Origin of the sequence: Tateyamaria sp. (assembly GCF_039940735.1) — a bacterium.
GTDB lineage: Bacteria > Pseudomonadota > Alphaproteobacteria > Rhodobacterales > Rhodobacteraceae > Tateyamaria.
The window spans coordinates 103464-123951 of record NZ_JBDVGB010000014.1; the positions used below are offsets into that span (position 1 = coordinate 103464).

General features: G+C 56.0%; 17 protein-coding genes. 5 read left to right on the forward strand and 12 right to left on the reverse strand.

The features are described from left to right. The first annotated feature begins 33 nt into the window (after positions 1-33). Both gltA and ABJF76_RS02470 read left to right on the forward strand, forming a co-directional pair. Positions 34-1329, forward strand: coding sequence for a citrate synthase (gene gltA / locus ABJF76_RS02465; protein WP_413821395.1), 1296 nt, complete (start codon positions 34-36; stop codon positions 1327-1329). Positions 1330-1488: 159 nt separating this feature from the next. Next, positions 1489-2343: a calcium-binding protein gene (locus ABJF76_RS02470; RefSeq protein ID WP_413821394.1), complete on the forward strand. Its 855-nt coding sequence runs from the start codon at positions 1489-1491 to the stop codon at positions 2341-2343. Positions 2344-2411: 68 nt separating this feature from the next. On the opposite strand, the gene ABJF76_RS02475 is transcribed toward ABJF76_RS02470, so the two are convergent. The 10 genes from ABJF76_RS02475 to ABJF76_RS02520 form a co-directional block, all read right to left on the reverse strand. Then, positions 2412-3188: an enoyl-CoA hydratase-related protein gene (locus tag ABJF76_RS02475; RefSeq protein ID WP_413821393.1), complete on the reverse strand. Its 777-nt coding sequence runs from the start codon at positions 3186-3188 to the stop codon at positions 2412-2414. A 75-nt stretch (positions 3189-3263) separates the two neighbouring features. Beyond that, on the reverse strand, positions 3264-3719 hold the full coding sequence (locus ABJF76_RS02480; RefSeq protein ID WP_413821392.1) for a cytochrome c-type biogenesis protein CcmH: 456 nt from the start codon (positions 3717-3719) through the stop codon (positions 3264-3266). Continuing rightward, the gene (locus ABJF76_RS02485) at positions 3716-5680 is read right to left on the reverse strand and encodes a heme lyase CcmF/NrfE family subunit (protein ID WP_413821597.1); all 1965 of its coding nucleotides are present in this window, start codon (positions 5678-5680) and stop codon (positions 3716-3718) included. Before ABJF76_RS02485 ends, ABJF76_RS02480 begins: the two co-directional genes overlap by 4 nt. A gap of 146 nt (positions 5681-5826) precedes the next feature. Further along, positions 5827-6399 carry a holin family protein gene (locus tag ABJF76_RS02490; RefSeq protein WP_413821391.1) on the reverse strand — a complete coding sequence of 191 codons (573 nt, stop codon included), beginning with the start codon at positions 6397-6399 and terminating at the stop codon, positions 5827-5829. Then, positions 6390-7001, reverse strand: a complete 612-nt coding sequence (locus ABJF76_RS02495) for a holin-associated N-acetylmuramidase (protein WP_413821390.1) — start codon at positions 6999-7001, stop codon at positions 6390-6392. Before ABJF76_RS02495 ends, ABJF76_RS02490 begins: the two co-directional genes overlap by 10 nt. An 84-nt stretch (positions 7002-7085) precedes the next feature. After that, positions 7086-7529, reverse strand: a complete 444-nt coding sequence (ccmE, locus tag ABJF76_RS02500; protein WP_413821389.1) for a cytochrome c maturation protein CcmE — start codon at positions 7527-7529, stop codon at positions 7086-7088. Positions 7530-7545: 16 nt separating this feature from the next. Beyond that, complete coding sequence (gene argC, locus ABJF76_RS02505) at positions 7546-8574, reverse strand: N-acetyl-gamma-glutamyl-phosphate reductase (RefSeq protein WP_413821388.1); 1029 nt, start codon at positions 8572-8574, stop codon at positions 7546-7548. Between the two features lie 24 nt (positions 8575-8598). Further along, on the reverse strand, positions 8599-9408 hold the full coding sequence (locus ABJF76_RS02510; protein WP_413821387.1) for a glutamate racemase: 810 nt from the start codon (positions 9406-9408) through the stop codon (positions 8599-8601). A gap of 32 nt (positions 9409-9440) precedes the next feature. Beyond that, positions 9441-10334: a lysophospholipid acyltransferase family protein gene (locus ABJF76_RS02515; RefSeq protein ID WP_413821386.1), complete on the reverse strand. Its 894-nt coding sequence runs from the start codon at positions 10332-10334 to the stop codon at positions 9441-9443. A gap of 146 nt (positions 10335-10480) precedes the next feature. Beyond that, positions 10481-13882 carry an indolepyruvate ferredoxin oxidoreductase family protein gene (locus ABJF76_RS02520; RefSeq protein WP_413821385.1) on the reverse strand — a complete coding sequence of 1134 codons (3402 nt, stop codon included), beginning with the start codon at positions 13880-13882 and terminating at the stop codon, positions 10481-10483. A 165-nt stretch (positions 13883-14047) separates the two neighbouring features. Here ABJF76_RS02520 and ABJF76_RS02525 point away from each other — a divergent pair, with 165 nt between their 5' ends. The 3 genes from ABJF76_RS02525 to purL all read left to right on the forward strand — a co-directional run bounded on the left by ABJF76_RS02525 (position 14048) and on the right by purL (position 18100). Further along, positions 14048-14953, forward strand: a complete 906-nt coding sequence (locus tag ABJF76_RS02525) for a LysR family transcriptional regulator (protein WP_413821384.1) — start codon at positions 14048-14050, stop codon at positions 14951-14953. A gap of 378 nt (positions 14954-15331) precedes the next feature. After that, the gene (locus ABJF76_RS02530) at positions 15332-15736 is read left to right on the forward strand and encodes a hypothetical protein (protein ID WP_413821383.1); all 405 of its coding nucleotides are present in this window, start codon (positions 15332-15334) and stop codon (positions 15734-15736) included. Positions 15737-15940: 204 nt separating this feature from the next. Further along, positions 15941-18100 (forward strand): phosphoribosylformylglycinamidine synthase subunit PurL, encoded by a 2160-nt coding sequence (purL, locus tag ABJF76_RS02535; protein WP_413821382.1) that lies wholly within the window; start codon positions 15941-15943, stop codon positions 18098-18100. Between the two features lie 54 nt (positions 18101-18154). Here the strand turns inward: purL and ABJF76_RS02540 are convergent, their stop codons facing one another. Together ABJF76_RS02540 and ABJF76_RS02545 are read right to left on the reverse strand one after the other, a co-directional pair. Further along, complete coding sequence (locus ABJF76_RS02540) at positions 18155-19408, reverse strand: vWA domain-containing protein (RefSeq protein ID WP_413821381.1); 1254 nt, start codon at positions 19406-19408, stop codon at positions 18155-18157. Between the two features lie 58 nt (positions 19409-19466). Continuing rightward, the gene (locus ABJF76_RS02545; RefSeq protein WP_413821380.1) at positions 19467-20387 is read right to left on the reverse strand and encodes an AAA family ATPase; all 921 of its coding nucleotides are present in this window, start codon (positions 20385-20387) and stop codon (positions 19467-19469) included. Positions 20388-20488: the final 101 nt, after the last annotated feature.

The window sequence follows — 20488 nt, forward strand, 5'->3', positions numbered from 1 at the left end:
CCTAGCTGCCCTGCGATGAAAGGAACGACCCTGATGGCTGACACCACTAAATCTGCGACGCTCACGATTGGCGAAGATTCTTACGAATTGCCGATCTATTCGCCCACAGCTGGGCCAGATGTGCTGGATATCCGCAAGCTTTACGGTCAGGCGGGCGTGTTCACCTATGATCCTGGCTTTACTTCGACTGCAAGCTGCGACAGCACGATCACGTTCATTGATGGCGACGAAGGTGTTTTATTGCACCGCGGCTATCCTATTGGCCAATTGGCTGAAAAGTCTCACTTCCTCGAAGTGTGCTATTCCTTGCTATACGGTGAACTGCCCAACGCCAAGGAACTGGAAAAGTTCGAATCAACAATCACGAACCACACGATGCTGCACGAGCAAATGCAGAACTTTTTCCGTGGGTTCCGACGCGATGCCCACCCGATGGCTGTTATGACCGGCGTGGTCGGCGCGATGTCTGCGTTTTATCACGACAGCACTGACATTACAGACGAGCGCCAACGCGAAGTCGCCAGCCACCGCTTGATTGCCAAAATGCCAACCATTGCGGCCTGGGCCTATAAATTCTCGGTTGGTCAGCCTTTTGTGTATCCGCGCAACGATCTGGATTACGCTTCGAACTTCCTGCGCATGTGCTTTGCCGTCCCTGCCGAAGATTACGTGGTCAACCCGATCCTAAGCCGCGCGATGGACCGGATTTTCACGCTGCATGCGGATCACGAACAAAACGCGTCGACCTCGACTGTGCGTCTGGCGTCTAGCTCGGGTGCCAACCCGTTTGCGTGTATCGCTGCAGGTATCGCCTGTCTTTGGGGCCCTGCCCACGGTGGTGCGAACCAAGCCTGCCTTGAGATGCTCAAGGAAATCGGCACCGTGGATCGCATCCCTGAATACATCGCCCGCGCCAAAGACAAATCAGACCCGTTCCGCCTGATGGGTTTTGGTCACCGCGTTTATAAAAACCGCGACCCACGTGCGACTGTGATGAAGCAGTCTGCTGACGAAGTCCTCGACCTGTTGGGCGTCGAAGACAACCCCGTGCTGCAGGTGGCCAAGGAACTGGAAAAGGCGGCACTCGCTGATCCGTACTTCGTCGAGAAGAAACTGTTCCCCAATGTGGACTTCTATTCCGGCATTATCCTTGAAGCGATGGGCTTCCCCACATCGATGTTCACACCGATCTTTGCAGTGTCGCGCACCGTTGGTTGGATTTCGCAGTGGAAAGAAATGATTGCCGATCCACAAAACAAAATCGGGCGTCCGCGTCAGTTGTATTTGGGTGAAACCGAACGCGACTACGTCGACATCGAAAAGCGCTAAATTTGAAACCGCCCCCTGATCATCAGGGGGCGGTTTTCATTTCAATCCAATACTTTGACCAGAATTGTTTAAACTAACGAAACAAATTCACACAAGATTTGACAACCCTTCAAACTTACGTGATCAGAGCCTTCTGAATTAGTTAACGAGGGACGAAACATGTTTGGATTTGCGATTTTGGGGCTATTGGGCATCGGTTTGATCGTCAATCTTGTAGACGATGATGACTCAGAAAGCGCCGAAGGCTCTCAAAACGACGAAGACATGGGCACCGTCGACATGGGCGGCGACGAAACGGACACGGATGGCATGAGCGCAGTAGGCACATCCGACGCCGATCTAATCGAACCCGGCAATGGGGATGACACGGTGTTTGCCGGTGCCGGTGACGATGTCGTAATTGGCGGCGACGGTGACGACAGTATCTTTGCAGGTGAAGATAACGATTTGATTTTGGGCGGTGATGGTGATGATTTTCTGCGCGGTCAATCGGGCGCTGATTTCATCCTTGGCGACGCCGGAGAAGATGAAATCAACGGCGATGTGGGTAACGACACAATTTCAGGCGCTGACATCATCGATGGAGAAGGCCTGTTTAACGCCAGCCTAGAAGCCACGCTGCAAGGTCGCACGCTCACCGATGCCGAAATCAACAGCTTCAATGACCTGACAGCTGATCCAATGGAAGCCGACACTCTGAATGGTGGCTTTGGCGACGACGCGATCATCGCTGGCAGCAACGATGTTGTCGACACGGGTCTTGGCGAAGACGTTGTGAACGTTGGCGAATGGGTCGATCCTGACGCCCCGGTTGAGATCACCGGATTTACTCCGGCCGAGGACACAATCATCTATTCCTACACCGGCCCGATCGAACCCAATGTCAACTTTGGCGAAGATGAAAACGGATTGGCCACCTTGGACGTCGACGGTGAAACCGTCGCCACTTTCCCTGGCAACGATTTCTTCGATCTCACCGCTGAGTCCGCGATTCTGTTGGAACGTTTGTCCTGATCCACAGCCTTGTGCTGACTGTGTTTTTGCGCAAGCGTCCCATCTGGGGCGCTTGCGTTTTCGTGTAATTAACGCCCTTCAAAATCCGCTTTGCGCTTTTCGACAAAAGCCAACACACCTTCGCGGAAATCGCGGCTTTGACCGCAGGCACCTTGTTCAGATGCCTCGATGGCCAATTGCTCCTCAAAGTCGTTGCCCCAACTGTCGCGAATAATACGTTTGACGGATGCAAAGGCTTTGGTCGGACCCTGTGCCAAATGGGCAGCACGGGCACGCCAATGGGCGTCGAATTCGCCGTCTGCAATCGCTTCCCAAATCATACCCCACGCATCAGCCTGACGCGCGGTGATCTTGTCTGCGAACAATGCAGCCCCCATCGCCTTGGCCATGCCCATGGTGCGCGGCAGCACATAGGTGCCCCCGGCATCCGGGATCAGACCGATGCGGGTAAAGGCCTGCAAAAAGAACGCACTTTCTGTGGCAATCACCACATCACACGCCAGCGCAAGGTTAGCCCCCGCCCCCGCAGCCGCCCCGTTCACCGCCGCAATGGTCGGGACCGGACAGTCAACAATTGCGCGCAACATGGGCGCGTACTCGTCGCGCAAAGTCCGCTCAAGATCAAGGTTCGCAGCATTGGCGCGATCCCCAAGGTCTTGGCCCGAACAAAACGCACGCCCGGCGCCCGTCAGAACGACAACACGACCTTCTTTACCGCCAGCAAGTACCGCGTGCTGAATTTCAGCACGCATTTGCGTTGTCAGCGCGTTCATCACATCCGGACGGTTCAGCGTGATCAACGCCACGCCGTCTTCCAATTCATAAGTCAGAGTATCATAGTTCATACGCGCCCTCTTCCCCTTGTGGGTTCAAAAACATGCATATCAAACCGATTGGGTTAGAAAAGCCCCGACGCGCCGTCAATCTTTGAGAATTTCCGCCAAACGCTTGGATTCTTCGGCGCTTAAACCCGGATCAGCGGTTGCTGTTTCGGTGGCGCGCCCGCGCAAATAGCCAAAACCGGCACCCGCAGCCAGTAAAAACATCAGCGGCCCCGCGGCCCATAGCAGCCAATTGGACCCACCAGTACGCGGCGCCATCAGAACAAATTCGCCGTAACGTTCGACAAAAAAGTCCTCGACCTGCGTGTCCGTCAACCCAGCAACGATTTGTTCACGGATCACACGGCGCGCGTCAATCGCCCATTGCGCATTGGACGAGGCAACAGATTCCGACTGGCACACGACGCATCGCATCGCATGATCCAGCCCACGCGCGCGCGCCTCAAGGGCCGAATCATCCAGCATCTCGGATGGATCAAAAGCCAGCGCGACACTGCTCAACGCGAACCATAGGGCGATAGCAAGACGTATCATTCCGCAGGCACCGCTTTTTTGACCGTTTTGCGCGCAGGGGCGGCAACGCGGAACCGTCGATCACTTAGCGACAAGAACCCGCCAAGCGCCATCAACCCACATCCAATCCAAATCCAATTGGTCAGCGGTTTGATATAAGTACGCACCGCCCAGCCTCCGTTGACCTGTTCATCGCCAATCACAACGTAGACATCCCGCGCCAGATTGTAGTCAATCGCAGCCTCGGTGGTGGGCATCTGAGCGATGGGATATACCCGCTTTTCAGGCTCCAACTGTGAAATCACGCGGCCATTTTTGCCCAAAGTGACAAACGCTTTGGTGAACAGGTAGTTTGGCCCCTCGCCTTCTTCGACGGTGTTCAACGTCAGTGTATATCCACCGACTTCAAAAGGGACACCAACTTGGGCGACGCGAATATCTTCGGATTCCCACGACGTCAGCCCGGCTACACCCAGCATTGTAATGCCCAGCCCGCCATGCGCCACAGCCTTGCCCCAATCCGAACGCGGCAAGCGTAGCAATCGGGCGGCGTTAAACTTTTGCCCAGTCCGGCTGCCCAAATCAATCATCGCGCCCATGACCAGCCACGCACCCAAGAATGCACCCAACGGCCCAATCAAACTGCGCCCCGTTTGCAACGCCCAGACCAACCCGGCAACGGCGATGGCCAGCACAAACACGTAGCGCAGCGGGCGCATCGCTTTGGTGATCTGCCCGCGTTTCCACGGCATCATCGCCCCCACAGGCAGGATCAAGCCCAACAGAACCATGAATGGTGTGAAGGCGAGGTTAAAGAATGGTGGCCCAACGCTTAGCTTGCGATCAAAGAACATCTCGGCCACCAGCGGCCACATCGTGCCCACAAAGACAACGAAACAGGCCACTGCCAACAGAACGTTATTGGCAACCAAAGCGCTTTCGCGGCTCACCATACTGAACACGCCACGCGCCTCCATGGTGCTGGCACGAATGGCAAACAGAACCAGCGCACCGCCTGTGAAAAAGCCCATGATCATCAAGATGAACACGCCGCGTTCGGGATCATTGGCGAAGGCATGCACCGACGTCAGCAACCCCGAACGCACGATGAATGTTCCGATCAACGAAAAGCCAAAGGCAAGGATCGCCAGCAAAATGGTCCAGCTTTTGAGACTTTCGCGTTTTTCAACAACGATTGCCGAATGAACCAGTGCAGCCGCCAGCAACCATGGCATGAACGAAGCGTTTTCAACTGGATCCCAGAACCAGAAACCGCCCCAGCCAAGTTCGTAATAGGCCCACCAAGACCCTAGCGCGATCCCGATGGTCAAAAACACCCAAGCCGCCAACGTCCAAGGCCGCACCCAACGCCCCCATGCCGCATCCACGCGCCCCTCGATCAGGGCTGCAACGGCAAAGGAAAACGCCATACTCAGGCCCACATAGCCCAAATACAAAAACGGCGGATGAAACGCCAAACCAGGATCTTGCAGCAGCGGGTTCAAATCCTGCCCATCAAAGGGCGGCACAGCCAGACGCAAAAACGGGTTTGAAGTGAATAGAATAAAGGCTAGAAACGCAACACCAATGGCCCCCTGCACCGCCAAAACACGCGCGCGCAATGTGGGCGGCAGATTGTCACCAAACCACGCCGCTGTCGCACCAAACAAGGCTACAATCAGCACCCAAAGCAACATCGACCCTTCGTGATTCCCCCAAGTGCCGGAAATTTTGTACAGCATCGGCTTGGCCGAATGACTGTTCAACACAACAAGCCGCAGTGAAAAGTCCGATACGATAAAGGCGTACATCAACGCCGCAAATGCAAAGGCAATCAGTAAAAACTGCGCACTCGCGGCAGGTTCTGCGACCGCCATCAACCGCGCATCGCGTCGCCAAGCGCCATACATCGGCACAAAGGTCTGCAAAATTGCCACCAAAAAGGCGAGGATAAGGGCGAAGTGTCCGAGTTCTGTAATCATGCCAAGATCATAGACTGTCCCGGCCCCACCGCCAATGCTACAAAGGCGTGTCACCGTTCACAAGACCGCCATACGCCCATTTATGCCACCTCCCATCCCCTGCGACAGGCTCAGAACACCCGGGGGGCGAAGCGTCCCAACGGAGATCATCCCCTACGTCGCCACTCTTCAAGCGCCGAATTTACGTCAGGCGTAATCGCCGCCGCCGTCAAACGCGCATCTTCGCCCGTGGCCGCAACACCAACACTTTGCGCGCGCAACTTGCGCAAGGCCGCAACGTTTTTCATCACTTGGGGCACATGCGCCATTGTGCCAACAATCTCGCGCTGGAATTGCTGTGCCTTCACTTGGTGACGCGCACCAAAGTAAAACGACACAATGACCCCAAGCAACCACCACAACGGCTCGGGCACTAACGCAATGCCCTGCATGCGTTCGGCAAACCACAAGGGCGCCACCATCGCAGACACAAACAGGCCAAGAGTCCCCAAAGCCAATGCAGGACGCGGCAAACGGTTCAAACCATCCATAAAACGATCAAACCACCCTTGGCGCGGCGTGACAAACTCTGCGCCATATTCCTTCATCGCCTGCACTTGCACTGCATGCGCGCGCGCCGATCCCGCCTCGGCGTTCTCGCGAAACACTTCGACGGTGTCTTTGACCACATTGGTGCCACTGCCAAACAGCACGCCAAACATCCGATCCATCAACCCCATGTCGCAACCCTTTCCTGAAACTGCACAGCGCTCAGATGAAACCGGGGCGAGATGAACTCTTCGGCCCGTTTGATCCAACCGCCTTTGCCCCCTGCCCGCGTGCGCGCATATTTGCGGCTGGCCGGGCGGCGATCCGCGATGCAAAAGTAATAATTGCGCCGCGCAACACCGTAAGCATCCACAAGATGCTGAGGCGCCGCGGCAAAAGCCGCCCGAACCGCCGCAATCGATTGCGGCCCCAAAGCGCCATCAACAGTGCAGACATGCCCCATCTCGTGCACCAAACGCTGCAAGATTTTAACGGCATTGCCACCTGCATTCACATACATATCAAATACCGTGGCATGCAGCGACTCTGGCAGCTCCGCGATCAAGGGCCGCTCAAAATAATGCGTTACAAATATATCAACCGCTTGAGCCCGCGTCAGCCGCTTCACGTCGGCCACATCGACGTCGCCATCACGATCCAGATCAAGTCCAAGGCGGCGCATCGTGTGGATCGTCACACCAAAATTAGTGGCCCCACCCGGATCGTCCGGGTCGTTCACATAACCGCCTTCGCGGTCCACAATCTCTTTGGCAATATCTTTGACGCTTTGCATCACTGGCCCCCAATCGGCTGTCGTTCGGCACGTTGGGGTAAAGTTGCAGCAAGGTTGGTTAACGCGAGTTAACTGCTGCGTACGCTAGCCGTTTGGGTCCACATAAACGCCCTGTTCTTTCAGCGCGTCCACGACTTCCTTGGGCATATAAGTTTCGTCATGTTTCGCAAGTATTTCAGAGGCTTCAAAGACGCCATTGATGTAACGTCCCGTGCCAACCATACCTTGGTTTTCTTCAAACAGATCAGGCAACACCCCGGTATAGACCACAGGCACCGAAGCACCGCCATCCGTCACCTCAAAGTGAATCGATTCCCCCTGACCTCGGATCAAACTGCCCTCTGCGACCAGACCGCCAATACGAAATGTCTCGGACGGTCCGGGTGGCTCAGCCACAATTTGGCTTGGCGCGCGAAAGAAGTTGATCCCATCGCGCATCGCATACCCAATCAAACCTGTGGACACAGTCAACGCCACCGCAGCAAGGGCGATAACTTGAATACGACGTTGTTTTTTCAGGCTTTTCATCGGCTCACTTAGTATATCAAGGAAATAGTGGGGCCATCATCAGCCCCTCTGTCTCTGATATACCTAGCATCAGGTTGGCATTTTGCAACGCCTGCCCCGATGACCCTTTAGTGAGGTTGTCGAGCGCGGCCACCACAACAACCCGCCCCGGCAACCGATCTGCCGCCACACCTATGTAGCAAAAGTTCGATCCGCGGATGTGACGCGTGCTTGGGGCTTCACCCAAAGGCAGCACTTCGATAAACGGCTCATCCGCGTATGCGGCCACCATCGTTTCATACACCGCCTGCACATCGCCGCGCACATAAGCGGTGCCAAGGATACCCCGGTTGGCCGGAATCAGATGCGGCTGGAACTGAATGCGCACATCGCGCCCTGCCACCTTAGAAAACTCTTGATCGAATTCACCCAAATGGCGGTGCGTACCACCAAGCGCGTAGGCGTGATATCCTTCGGACAGTTCCGCATGCAGCAGATTTTCCTTCAGCGCCCGCCCCGCGCCCGACACAGCGGCCTTTAAGTCCAGCACGATTTCATCGAGATCAATCACCCCGGCTGCAATCAATGGACGTAAAGCAAACTGCCCCGTCGCCGCATTACAGCCTGTGCCAGCCACCAAACGCGCGGCCGAAATTTCATCGCGGTAAAATTCAGTCAGCCCATAGACCGCCTCGCCCTGCATCTCCAAAGCGGCATGCGGGTTACCGTACCATTTCTGATATTCTTCAGCATCACGCAGCCGGAAATCGGCGGACAAATCCACAATCTTCAGTGACTTAGGTAGGCCACTGATGACTTCTTGGCTGGTCTTATGCGGCAATGCGCAAAAACACAGATCAATGCCAGTCCAATCTATTTGATCAAAGGCTACCATGGGCGGTAAATCCAAATGACGCAGGTGCGGATACACCTGAGCCACGCTTTGCCCGGCCTTAGAAAACGCGCCCAGCGCTTTGATTTCAATAGATGAATGCCCGGAAATCAGCCGGATCAGTTCGGCGCCCGTGTAACCAGAAGCGCCCAGAATTGCGATAGAATACGTCATGTCAGTCTTTCGATAAGGTCAGGATCAAGCGGCTTCAAACGTGATCTGTCGTCGCAAAAACTGTGTCGCTCGCCGACTGACCTGCGCAGGATCACCTGTGGTCAGATAGGCAGATGCACCGCGCCCCATCTTGTCGGGGTGGCGTTCCAGATAATCGGCAAGGCTTTCCCCCACGAGGTCAGCCTGACTGTAAACAGACACATCCGGTCCAAGTGCATCCTGAAATTCGGCCTGCATCAACGGATAATGCGTGCAGCCCAAAATGGCCGCCTGCGGTTCAGGCATTTTACGCTTAAGTGCATCCACATGGCTGCGCACCAGCGCGTCTGCCAAAATCATATCACCGTCTTCGATCGCATCGACGACGCCACCACAGGCTTGTGCTTCGACATCGACACCGATGGCGCGAAACGCCAGCTCGCGCTGAAACGCACGGCTCGATACCGTTGCGGGCGTGGCAAACAGCGCCACATGCTGCACCCCAACCTGACGCGGGGGCGAATTGTCGCCCCACTGTCGCTCTGTCAGCGCTTCGATCATCGGAACAAACACACCCAACACCCGCTTGTCCGCAGGAACCCAGGATTCTTGCATACGCCGCAACGCCGCCGCCGAGGCCGTGTTGCACGCCAAAATGACCAAATCACAGCCCGCATCAAACAAGCGTTGAACCGCCGCACAGGTCAGATCATAAATGTCATCCGCTGTGCGTACCCCATAAGGGGCATGCGCACTGTCCGCGAGATACACAAATTCTACGTCCGGCAGACGGTCCTGAACGGCAGACATCACAGTCAGCCCCCCTAACCCTGAATCAAAAACGCCTATCGCCATATTCGCAGCCTCCGGCCCTACTCTTGCACTCTTCAGCCGCCGGGGCTGCGATGCTTATCCTCAAATTCATAGCCCAAATCAAAATGTTTGACCGGGCCCGGTGCCAGCTCATAAGTGCTTTTGCGCAGGAATTCCATCATGGCTTTGGACTCTTTGGCCAAAGGATCAAGTCGCGCGCGATCAATCGGATCACCAACGACCACTTTGACAGGTGTGTCCACCCGTTCGCGGAATTCGCGGATCAACAAACCCATGCGCAGATTGGCGTGCATGTGGCTGGCAATCTGGAATAATCGGCTGGTGTGCCCCTCAAAAAACAGCGGCACTACCGTCGCATTGGATTTGGCCACCATACGCGCCGTAAAACCGCGCCAACCGGGATCCATCGGTTTGGTCGAAAACGGATTGACGGCCGTGCTGACGGTACCGCCAGGAAAGATGCCAATCGCACCACCATCGGCCAAATAGTTCAACGCCGTTTTGCGCGTTTCAATGTTCTGCTGCATCGCCGCACGGGTGTCATCAAACGAAATGGGCAACACAATGCGGTTCAGGTCTTCGGCCTTGCGAAACACGCTGTTGGCCAGAATGCGAAAATCACCACGCAGCATGGACAGGATGTGCCCCATCATCAAACCATCCAAGATCCCATAAGGGTGGTTCGCAATCAAAATGAGCGGCCCCTCTTTGGGAATATTCGACAAGCTGCCGCCAATCACATCAAGGCTGAGCCCATAACGTTCGACCATCACTTGCCAAAAGTCCCGGCCCGCCGCGACTTCGTGCTCGTACCCTTCGGCGCGTTTGATAAGGCGCAAACGCCCGGTGGTGTTTTCCATCAAACGGATCAAAGCGCGCCCCGGTTTCGTCCCTGCCGAATGCGCATAGGAAATGTCACGGGCTATCTGACGTTGGCTGTTCGACATGACGGTTCAGTCTCACCTGATGACACGGATACCGGGTTCTTAAAGTGGCACGCCCCCTGTGCAAAGCACGAAAGCGCGCGATGTTTAACTTACCGCAAAAGGTCGCTTATCCCGCCTAAGTGGCGTGCAAAGTGCATGCAGTCCCATCACTCTGCCGCTTGCACCTGCACGGCGCCACCTGATGCGATGACACTTAACAGTTCTTCGCGCCGCTTGGCCGCTTTTGCCTCGTTGGCCAGTTTCACAGGGCCAAAGCCGCGAATGTCTAGCGGCAGGGACGCCAACGCCACCATCGCATCGCGCGTCCGATCGCTTAGCAAAGGTAATACGCGGGTGATATCAGCGGCATATTGTTTGATCAGTGCACGCTCCATGCGTCGTTCTTCTGTGCGCCCAAACGGATCAAACGGCGTACCGCGCAACCCCTTTAGCCGCGCCAACAGACGGAAATTGCGCATCATCCCCGGGCCATATTCCTTTTTGAGTGGCCGCCCGTTTGGTCCGTCCTTTGAGACCAATGGCGGGGCAAGGTGGAACTTCATTGTGAAATCCCCATCGAATTGTTCGCGGGCTTTTGTTTCGGTCTCAAGATGCAGGCGCGCGACCTCGTATTCGTCCTTATAGGCCAGCAACTTGTGGAACCCTTTGGCGACGGCTTCCTTTAGCGCCGGATCACTGATGCCATCCACCAACTTGCGATAACGTTTGGCCAAGCGCGCGTTTTGATACTTGACCAGATGATCCGCCCGAAAGGTAATCTTGTCTTCTACCGTCTTGGGTAAAGCGACCACTTTCGGCTCCGAAACCCGCTTGGCCTCCTCCGGATGCAGCACCGCCCAGCGCCCGATGTCAAAGGCACGCTTGTTTTTGTCGACAGCCGCACCGTTCAGATCAATCGCTGCCATAATCGAGTCGTGCGACAAAGGCAGCAAACCACGCTGCCACGCCGCTCCAAAGATCATCATGTTGGAAAAGATCGAATCCCCAAGGCTCGCCTTGGCCAAGTCAGAGGCGTCAAACATATCAACCTTCCCCTGCATGCGCGCCTCAAGCGCAAGCGACAAACGATCCGACGGCAACGAAAATTCTGTATCACGCGTAAAGTCGCCCGTGATGATTTCATGACTGTTGACCACTGCACCCGTGCGTCCAGATGATGTCAGCCCCAACGTCTTGGCCCCAGCGCTGACAACAAGATCACCGCCAATCAGCGCGTCAGCTTCGCCCGTTGCCACGCGAATGGCGCTGATGTCTTGCGGATCATTGGCAAGGCGGCAGTGGATGTGAACCGCGCCGCCCTTTTGAGCAAGGCCTGCCATCTCCATCATACCGGCACCTTTGCCGTCGATATGGGCGGCTTGCGCCATGACAGCGCCGATGGTGACAACGCCCGTGCCCCCCACTCCGGTGATCACAACATTCCAAGTGCCGCGAATGGCCGGAAGCAAAGGCTTGGGCAATTCAGGTAAATCCAGCGTCGTGGTCGCCTGCTTTTTCAGCTGTGCACCCTCAAGGGTTACAAAGGACGGACAGAACCCTTTGACGCAGGAAAAATCCTTGTTGCAGCTCGATTGATCGATGGCACGTTTGCGCCCCAGTTCGGTTTCAGCCGGAACGATGGACACACAATTGGATTGGACCCCACAATCGCCGCACCCCTCGCAGACATCCGTGTTGATAAACACGCGCTTGTCCGGGTCAGGGAACGTACCGCGTTTGCGGCGGCGGCGTTTTTCAGCGGCACAGGTCTGCACATAAACGATAATTGACACACCGTCCGTCTTTGCAAACTGTTCTTGTACAGCTTGCAAATTGGCGCGCTCATGGGTTTCAACGCCGACAGGAAAGCGCGCGATTTCCACGTCTTCTTTATCATCATAAACCACTGCAACGTTTTCGCAGCCCATCGCGCGGACCTCGTTGACGATGCGATAAGGATCAAGCCCGCCCTCATTGCCCTGCCCACCTGTCATGGCAACGGCGTCATTATACAGGATTTTGTAGGTGATCGTGGTGCCTGCTGCCAAAGCCGCACGGATCGCCTGCACCCCCGAATGGTTGTACGTCCCGTCCCCAAGGTTCTGGAACACATGGCCGCGCGTGGAAAACGGCGCTTCACCAATCCAATTCGCCCCTTCCGCCCCCATATGGGTATTTCCCAGTGTCTCGCGATCCATCCACTGCACCATATAGTGGCATCCGATGCCCGCATAAGCGCGGCTGCCATCCGGTACCTTGGTGGATGAGTTGTGCGGACAGCCCGAACAAAAATAGGGCAAGCGCGCTGCAATTTCCTCGGCATTGTCGGACCGGCGCGCCTCGTCCAACACCAGCAAACCAGCGGCGATACCGTCGCTGTTGCGCCCCTCGTCGATCAACACCTGACCAAGCTTGGTCGCAATCTCGACCGGATCAAGCGCCCATTTCGCGCCAAAGAACACCTCGCCATCCTTGGTGCCGCCATACACACGCCGTCCCTGACGGTTGTCAAACAGGGCCTCTTTGATTTGCACCTCAAGCAGTTTGCGCTTTTCCTCAATCACGATGATCAGATCCAGCCCCTCTGCCCAATCGTTAAAGCCCTTCATGTCCAGCGGCCACGTTTGACCGACCTTATAGGTCGTAATACCAAGCCGATCTGCCTCAGCGGCGTCGATGTTCAGCAGCGACAGCGCATGCACCAAATCAAGCCAGTTTTTGCCCGCCGCGACAAAACCGATCTTGGCTCCCGGCTTGCCGTGCATCCGCTTGTCCATCTTGTTGGCATTGGCGAACGCCTCAGCTGCAAAGCGTTTGTAATCGATCAAGCGCGCCTCTTGATCGACGCGATCATCAATCAATCGGATGTTTAGCCCGCCTTCGGGCATGGCAAAGTCAGGGTCCACAAATGAAAGCCGATGCGGATCACCATCGACCACTGATGTGACCTCGATCGTGTCTTTCATGGTCTTCAGCCCAACCCAGACACCTGCGAAACGGCTAAGCGCGATGCCATAAAGGCCGTAATCCATGATTTCCTGCACACCGGCAGGTGACACCACGGGCATGTAGGCATCGACCATCGCAAATTCGGATTGGTGCAGCACGGTCGAGGATTCACCCGTATGGTCATCCCCCATCGCCATCAACACGCCACCCTTGGCAGATGACCCAGCCATGTTGGCATGGCGCATCACATCGCCAGACCGATCTACGCCGGGCCCTTTGCCGTACCAAAGCCCAAAAACACCGTCGTATTTGCCCTCGCCCCGCAACTCGGCCTGTTGCGCGCCCCATAGGGCGGTGGCGGCCAAATCTTCGTTCAGGCCCGGTTGAAAGGTGACCTCGGCCTCAGCCAACGATTTGGCCGCGCGCGTCATTTGCATATCGACAGCCCCGAGGGGTGAACCACGATAACCTGTCACTAACCCGGCGGTATTCAGCCCAGCTGCAACATCACGCGCTTTTTGCATCAACATTAAGCGTACCAGCGCCTGCGTGCCGTTCAAAAGCACCGGGCTTTTGTCCAAGTTATACCGATCATTCAAGGAAATCTGTTGCTTGCTCATAGCTGGCCTCCCCCGCCGCGATCAGTCTTGCATATATTTCGGACAATAATAGGTCACAAATACTTACCTGTATACAGATAATATCACATTCTTGTGGTACAAGGCATATGGGCTGTGGAATACCATTGCCAAAGATCAAGAACAGTAACGAATTCGAGTGTGCAAATGGACTGGGACAAACTTCGCATCTTTCACGCGGTCGCCGAAGCAGGCAGCCTGACGCATGCCGGCGACAAGCTGAACCTTAGCCAATCGGCCGTGTCTCGCCAGATTCGCGGGCTAGAGGAATCGTTAAACGCCACATTGTTCCACCGCCATGCCCGCGGGCTTATCCTGACGGAACAGGGCGAATTGCTGCACGACGCGACCAGTTCGATGAACAAACGTCTCGATACGGCCAGCGCGCGTATCCGCGACAGCGAAGAAGAAGTGTTTGGCGATTTGCGCGTGACCACCACGATTGGATTTGGCACGCTGTGGCTCGCGCCCCGTCTGGTAAAATTATATGAAAAATACCCCGACATCCGTGTCGATCTCATGCTGGAAGAACGCGTACTAGATCTACCTATGCGCGAAGCTGACGTGGCAATCCGCATGAAAGAACCAAGCCAAGCGGATTTGATCCGCAAACGTCTGATGACGGTCAAGATGCAGTTATTTGCCACGCAAAAGTATCTGTATGCCAACGGAATGCCGAATTCTCTAGATGACCTGATCGAGCATCGCCTAATCTGCCAAAGCGTGCACGCCGCACAAGTCGGCGCCAGTTCCACGCTTGTCCAATCGCTGCTCACCAACGAAGTGGGCAGCATACTGACCGTGAACAACTATTTCGGGGTGTTGCAAGCCGCCCTTCAGGATCTTGGTATCGGGGTGCTCCCCGACTATGTCAGCGTCGAAGATCCCCGTCTTGTACAAGTCTTGCCAGAGGTCGAATCGGTCGATATTCCTGTTTTCCTCGCCTACCCCGAGGAATTGCGCCAATCCAAGCGGATTGCGGCCTTTCGGGACTTTGTCCAAGAAGAGATCACTGCTTACCGTAAGGTGCTGCGCGCAAAGAAAAATGCCTAAGCCATGCGATAGACGCATAGCGGGCATGTCATCGACCTTGTGCAAAATGCCTTGAAATGCAGCAAACGCAAACTTATTTCGACTATTGAAGAGACACGGCGCGTATGCGCCATCTTCACCTCCCTGTTGGACTTGGCCGAGCTTCGTGCTCGGCCTTTTTTTTTGGCCACTCCTTTACAGGGGCGGCCCGCACTTCGATTGATGTCGATGTGCGCGGTACAACGCGCCCCTGATCACCGCTGGTCATTTTATTCACTGACAATGCAGCCAAATTTCCGCGAGGCAACGTGACACGCGCGACACGAAGCTGTGACGAAACCTTTGTTTTCTATGGCTATGGCCCAATCTGTACAGGGCACCATGTAAAGGATGAAAACCATGCGTCCCCTGAAACGAACCCTTTCGACCCTTACTGTCGCGGCTCTGCTCGCCCTGCCTGCTGCCGTTGCTCAGGCAAAGCTAAGCGCCGCCGAAATATCCGCAATCGCTGGCAAAAGCGGCATCCGCGTGCTGACATCAGATGGCGCTTATGTCGGCACCACAAACGGCCTTAACATCGGCCAAGACCAAACCCGCATGTTTCTGCGCGTATTTCGAGGATCCATCTTTCGCGGTCGCAGCGACTCTGTTGTCGTCACAACAATCACTGACAATCTAACGCTGCGCGGCGCTGACCTCGTGCTTGCCGACAACAAACAGCGTGTCCGGAACAAAGCCAACTTTTCGACATCCGACCGCACGCGTCAGATCGAGGTTTTTCTACTGCAACGCAAAAGAACTTAGGGCATCGACTTCGGTTCACGAACAAAGAGCAGCAACGCCCCAGGCATTGCCCTCAATCAATGGTCAAAACGTTCCAATCGGCGCTTGCATGCCCTTTAAACAAAACCAATTGCCGCAGACCATGGCAGAACCTCCCTCCCCCTCTTCCCCCTTGGCGCTGCCTGCTCTAAAGAGCGGTCCAAAGGCGCGGCGGGGGCGATACACATGCAAGAACCACAAATTACTGATGACCTGATTGCGGCCCATGGCCTCAGCGCAGATGAATATGCGCGAATCCTCGACATCATCGGGCGCACCCCATCGTTTACAGAGTTGGGCATTTTTTCCGCGATGTGGAACGAGCACTGTTCTTACAAATCCTCGAAAAAATGGTTGCGCACTTTGCCAACCGAAGGACCCCAAGTCATCTGTGGACCCGGTGAAAACGCCGGAGTCGTCGACATCGGCGATGGGCAGGCCGTTGTGTTCAAAATGGAATCCCACAACCACCCGTCTTACATCGAACCATACCAAGGGGCGGCCACCGGTGTTGGTGGCATCTTGCGCGATGTCTTTACCATGGGCGCGCGCCCGATTGCTGCGATGAACGCCCTGTCCTTTGGCGAAGCAGACCACCCCAAGACCCGCCAACTTGTACACGGCGTCGTGGCCGGAGTTGGGGGCTATGGTAATGCGTTCGGCGTACCATGTGTGGGCGGCGAAGTCCGCTTTGATCCCGCATACAACGGCAACTGCCTTGTGAACGCATTCGCAGCCGGTCTGGCCGATGCGGACAAGATTTTCTATTCGGCGGCTTCAGGCGTCGGCATGCCAGTTGTTTACCTTGGCGCGAAAACGGGCCGCGACGGCGTTGGCGGCGCGACTATGGCGTCGGCCGAGTTTGATGACACCATCGACGAAAAACGCCCAACAGTCCAAGTGGGTGACCCATTCACCGAAAAACGGCTGATGGAAGCGACCTTGGAATTGATGGCAACAGGCGCTGTGATTTCCATTCAGGATATGGGGGCAGCCGGCCTCACCTGCTCTGCCGTGGAAATGGGCGACAAGGGCGGGCTTGGCGTGCGCCTTGATCTGGAATTGGTGCCAGTGCGTGAAACCGCCATGACCGCTTACGAAATGATGCTCAGCGAATCCCAAGAACGCATGCTGATGGTCCTGCGCCCCGAACTTGAGGCCGAAGCCAAAGCCGTGTTCGACAAATGGGACCTCGATTTTGCCATCGTAGGCGAAACAATCGCCGAAGACCGGTTCCTGATACAATTGAACGGCGAAACCAAAGCAGACCTGCCGCTGTCGAAACTGGCCTCCACCGCGCCAGAATACGACCGCCCATGGGTGCCAACGCCAGCTGCTGAACCGCTGGGCGATGTGGTCAGCGTCGATCCGATTGACGGGTTAAAAGCCCTGCTCGCCAGCCCAAACTACGCCTCAAAAGCATGGGTGTTTGAACAATACGACACCATGGTCATGGCCGACAGCGCCCGCACACCGGGCATTGGGGCCGGCATTGTACGGGTCCACGGCACCGATAAATCGCTAGCCTTCACTTCGGATGTGACGCCGCGCTATGTCAAAGCCAACCCTGTCATGGGCGGCAAACAAGCGGTGGCTGAAACCTATCGCAACCTCACAGCTGTGGGCGCAACACCTTTGGCGACCACAGACAATCTGAACTTCGGAAACCCCGAAAAATCCGAAATCATGGGCCAACTTGTCGGCGCGATCCAAGGCATCGGCGAAGCCGTCGCAGCCCTTGATATGCCAATCGTGTCGGGCAACGTCTCACTTTACAACGAAACGGACGGCGCAGCGATCCTGCCAACGCCAACCATCGGCGCTGTCGGCCTAATTGCACACCCCGACGACACCATCGGGTGCGACGTACGCGAAGGTCACGTCGCGCTTTTGATCGGCGACACGGACGGGCATTTGGGCCAATCCGCACTGCTGTTAGAAGTCTTTGCACGCGCCGAAGGTGACGCACCGACCGTCGACCTTGATGCAGAAAAACGCAACGGTGACTTCATCCGCGCCAACCGCGCCAACATTACCGCCTGCACAGACCTAAGCGATGGCGGCCTGGCGCTCGCAGCCTTCGAACTGGCCGAAGCCAGTGGCGTGGGTGTCACCCTAGACAGCAGCGACACGCCTTTCTTGTTCGGCGAAGACCAAGCGCGCTATCTGGTCGCGTGCAGCTTTGACCGGGCCGAAGAACTAATGGTCGCGGCAGGTCAAGCAGGCGTCGCGCTGCAAAGCGTCGGCAAATTCAGCGGCGATACCGTGTCGATTGGCGGATCAACGGCCTCTTTGAGCGAGCTGAGCGAAACATACCAAACAACCTTCGCCGCCACGTTCGCATAAATGGGTCGGTGGGCGGGCGCATTTCGACCCGATTAAGGGTCGGAACAGTCCCGCTCAGCGGCCAATCATACGGATTAAACGATCCCGTTCGCCGACATCATCACGTTTGGAAATCACGGCGGCCAAGTCTTCGAGCGAAGAAATAGAATGGCCTGCACGAAAGCTGTCCACATGGGGTAACATCGCCGCAATGCCACGTGCTTTGGGCGCGAATTCATCCCATCTTAACAATGGATTGATCCAAATCAACCGACGCGCAGACAAATGCAATCGCTGCATCTGACGGGCCAAGGCATCAGGATCATCCCGGTCCAAACCGTCTGTGATCAGTAACACAACTGCGTCCTGCCCCAACACACGGCGCGACCAATCGTGATTGAAGGTCTCGATGCACGTCCCAATGCGCGTGCCACCTTCCCAATCTTGCGCTTCAGCCCCCGCCGCACGCAAAGCTGCGTCGACGTCCCGCGTTTCAAGATGTCGAGTGATATTGGTCAGTCGCGTGCCAAAGGTAAACGCATGCACCCGCGCCCACCCCACCCCTTTGGCGTTCGAAACTGCGTGCAGAAAATGCAGTACGACGCGGGAATACTGGCTCATTGAACCCGAAATATCGCAAAGAACCACGAGGTTGGGATAGCGCAGTTTCGGTGTTTTCCACTTGAGATCACGGATTTCCCCGCCAAAGCGCATGGCACGGCGCAACGTCCGCGCTGCATCAATGCGCCCCGTAGCGGCCACTTGAGTGCGGCGCATCGCTGTGGGATCGATCGGCAAAGTCATACGCGCCAAGATCGCCTTGGCCTGCGCCATTTCAGCCGTGCTCATCTGTTCAAAATCAAGGCTCTTTAGCTTTTCTTCACCCGACGTGGTCAATGAGGCGTCAATCTCGATCTCGGTGCCCTGTTCTTCTTCTTGCTCTGGCGCATCGGGCATGCCCGCGCCATCTAGCAACGCCTCAGCCGCGCGCTTTTCAGCGGCTTGCGCGCCGCGATCTTCTTGCACGCCTCGGACTGCGGGCAACATCGCGGCCATCATATGTTCTAGGTAACGCGGATCGCGCCAATAAAGGCGAAAGAGCTGTGCAAATACTGCACGATGTTCAGGGCGTGACACGAAACAAGCGTGCAACGTCCAATAAAAATCGCGCTTTTCGGTAAAGCCCGCCGCCGCAACTGCTTGAATTGCATCGACCAATCGCCCAGGGCCAATAGGCACCCCCGCCCGGCGCAGGGCCCTTGCGAAATGGGTAATGTTGCCCACGAGTTTTGGGTTATCCGGCAGATCAATCGGTGCGTATTCTGGCATATGTTCCCGGGGGCCAGCCCCCGGACCCCCGGAGTTTACCTGGCAAGATGAAGGTGGATTAAGTCGGTTCGAGAGAGGCTTTGGCTTCGTCCAAAATGCGTTTGGCTTCTGAACCTTGCAGTTTTTGGATGTCATCCTGATATTTTAGAACCGCACCCAAAGTGTCAGCGATCACTTCCGGGCTTAGCGTCAGCGCATCCAAAGCCAGCAGGCATTTGGCCCAATCAATGGTTTCCGCCACGCCCGGTTTTTTGAACAGATCCTCGGTGCGCAGCCGTTGTACAAAGGCGACGACCTCGCGACTAAGCGCGGCCCCTGCTTCTGGCGCCCGGGCCGTCAGAATTTCCATTTCGCGGTCAAATTTTGGATAATCGACCCAATGATACAGACACCGTCGTTTCAGTGCGTCATGGACTTCACGGGTCCGATTTGAGGTCAGAATGACAATCGGCGCTTCTGGGGCTTTGATGGTCCCGAGCTCTGGAATGGTCACTTGGAAATCGCTCAGCGCCTCAAGTAAAAACGCTTCAAAGGGCTCATCCGTGCGATCAAGTTCATCGATCAAAAGCACGGGCGCTCCGTTTTCGTCCGGTTGCATCGCCTCAAGCAACGGGCGTTTGATCAGAAAGTCATCCGAGAACAAATCGGCTTGCAGTGCCTTGCGGTCCAACCCGCCTGCCGCTTCTGCAGCACGGATCGCCACCATTTGGGCCGGAAAATTCCACTCATAGACCGCACTGGAGGCATCAAGCCCCTCGTAACACTGCAAGCGGATCAAGCGGCGCCCCAATGCAGCGGCCAACGCCTTGGCGATCTCAGTTTTGCCGACACCGGCCTCGCCCTCAAGGAACAAGGGGCGTCCCAGTTTCAAACTTAGAAATACAATCGTGCCAAGCGCGCGGTCGCACACATAGCCTTGATCGTTCAACATCTTTTGGACGGAATCGATGGAAGATGTCGGGGCAGAAAGGTCAGGCATCAGGGGTCCTTTGCGTCGTGTGTTTCCAAACTGCACTGCTGATCGGTGCCGTCAAGGGCGACAATGGGCTTAACATTGACGTGATTCGTTGCAGATGCCAT

Coding starts and splice junctions, on each gene's coding strand:
- gltA (WP_413821395.1), top strand. CDS start 34: ATGGCTGACACCACTAAATCTGCGACGCTCACGATTGGCGAAGATTCT.
- ABJF76_RS02470 (WP_413821394.1), top strand. CDS start 1,489: ATGTTTGGATTTGCGATTTTGGGGCTATTGGGCATCGGTTTGATCGTC.
- ABJF76_RS02475 (WP_413821393.1), bottom strand. CDS start 3,188: ATGAACTATGATACTCTGACTTATGAATTGGAAGACGGCGTGGCGTTG.
- ABJF76_RS02480 (WP_413821392.1), bottom strand. CDS start 3,719: ATGATACGTCTTGCTATCGCCCTATGGTTCGCGTTGAGCAGTGTCGCG.
- ABJF76_RS02485 (WP_413821597.1), bottom strand. CDS start 5,680: ATGATTACAGAACTCGGACACTTCGCCCTTATCCTCGCCTTTTTGGTG.
- ABJF76_RS02490 (WP_413821391.1), bottom strand. CDS start 6,399: ATGGGGTTGATGGATCGGATGTTTGGCGTGCTGTTTGGCAGTGGCACC.
- ABJF76_RS02495 (WP_413821390.1), bottom strand. CDS start 7,001: ATGCAAAGCGTCAAAGATATTGCCAAAGAGATTGTGGACCGCGAAGGC.
- ccmE (WP_413821389.1), bottom strand. CDS start 7,529: ATGAAAAGCCTGAAAAAACAACGTCGTATTCAAGTTATCGCCCTTGCT.
- argC (WP_413821388.1), bottom strand. CDS start 8,574: ATGACGTATTCTATCGCAATTCTGGGCGCTTCTGGTTACACGGGCGCC.
- ABJF76_RS02510 (WP_413821387.1), bottom strand. CDS start 9,408: ATGGCGATAGGCGTTTTTGATTCAGGGTTAGGGGGGCTGACTGTGATG.
- ABJF76_RS02515 (WP_413821386.1), bottom strand. CDS start 10,334: ATGTCGAACAGCCAACGTCAGATAGCCCGTGACATTTCCTATGCGCAT.
- ABJF76_RS02520 (WP_413821385.1), bottom strand. CDS start 13,882: ATGAGCAAGCAACAGATTTCCTTGAATGATCGGTATAACTTGGACAAA.
- ABJF76_RS02525 (WP_413821384.1), top strand. CDS start 14,048: ATGGACTGGGACAAACTTCGCATCTTTCACGCGGTCGCCGAAGCAGGC.
- ABJF76_RS02530 (WP_413821383.1), top strand. CDS start 15,332: ATGCGTCCCCTGAAACGAACCCTTTCGACCCTTACTGTCGCGGCTCTG.
- purL (WP_413821382.1), top strand. CDS start 15,941: ATGCAAGAACCACAAATTACTGATGACCTGATTGCGGCCCATGGCCTC.
- ABJF76_RS02540 (WP_413821381.1), bottom strand. CDS start 19,408: ATGCCAGAATACGCACCGATTGATCTGCCGGATAACCCAAAACTCGTG.
- ABJF76_RS02545 (WP_413821380.1), bottom strand. CDS start 20,387: ATGCCTGACCTTTCTGCCCCGACATCTTCCATCGATTCCGTCCAAAAG.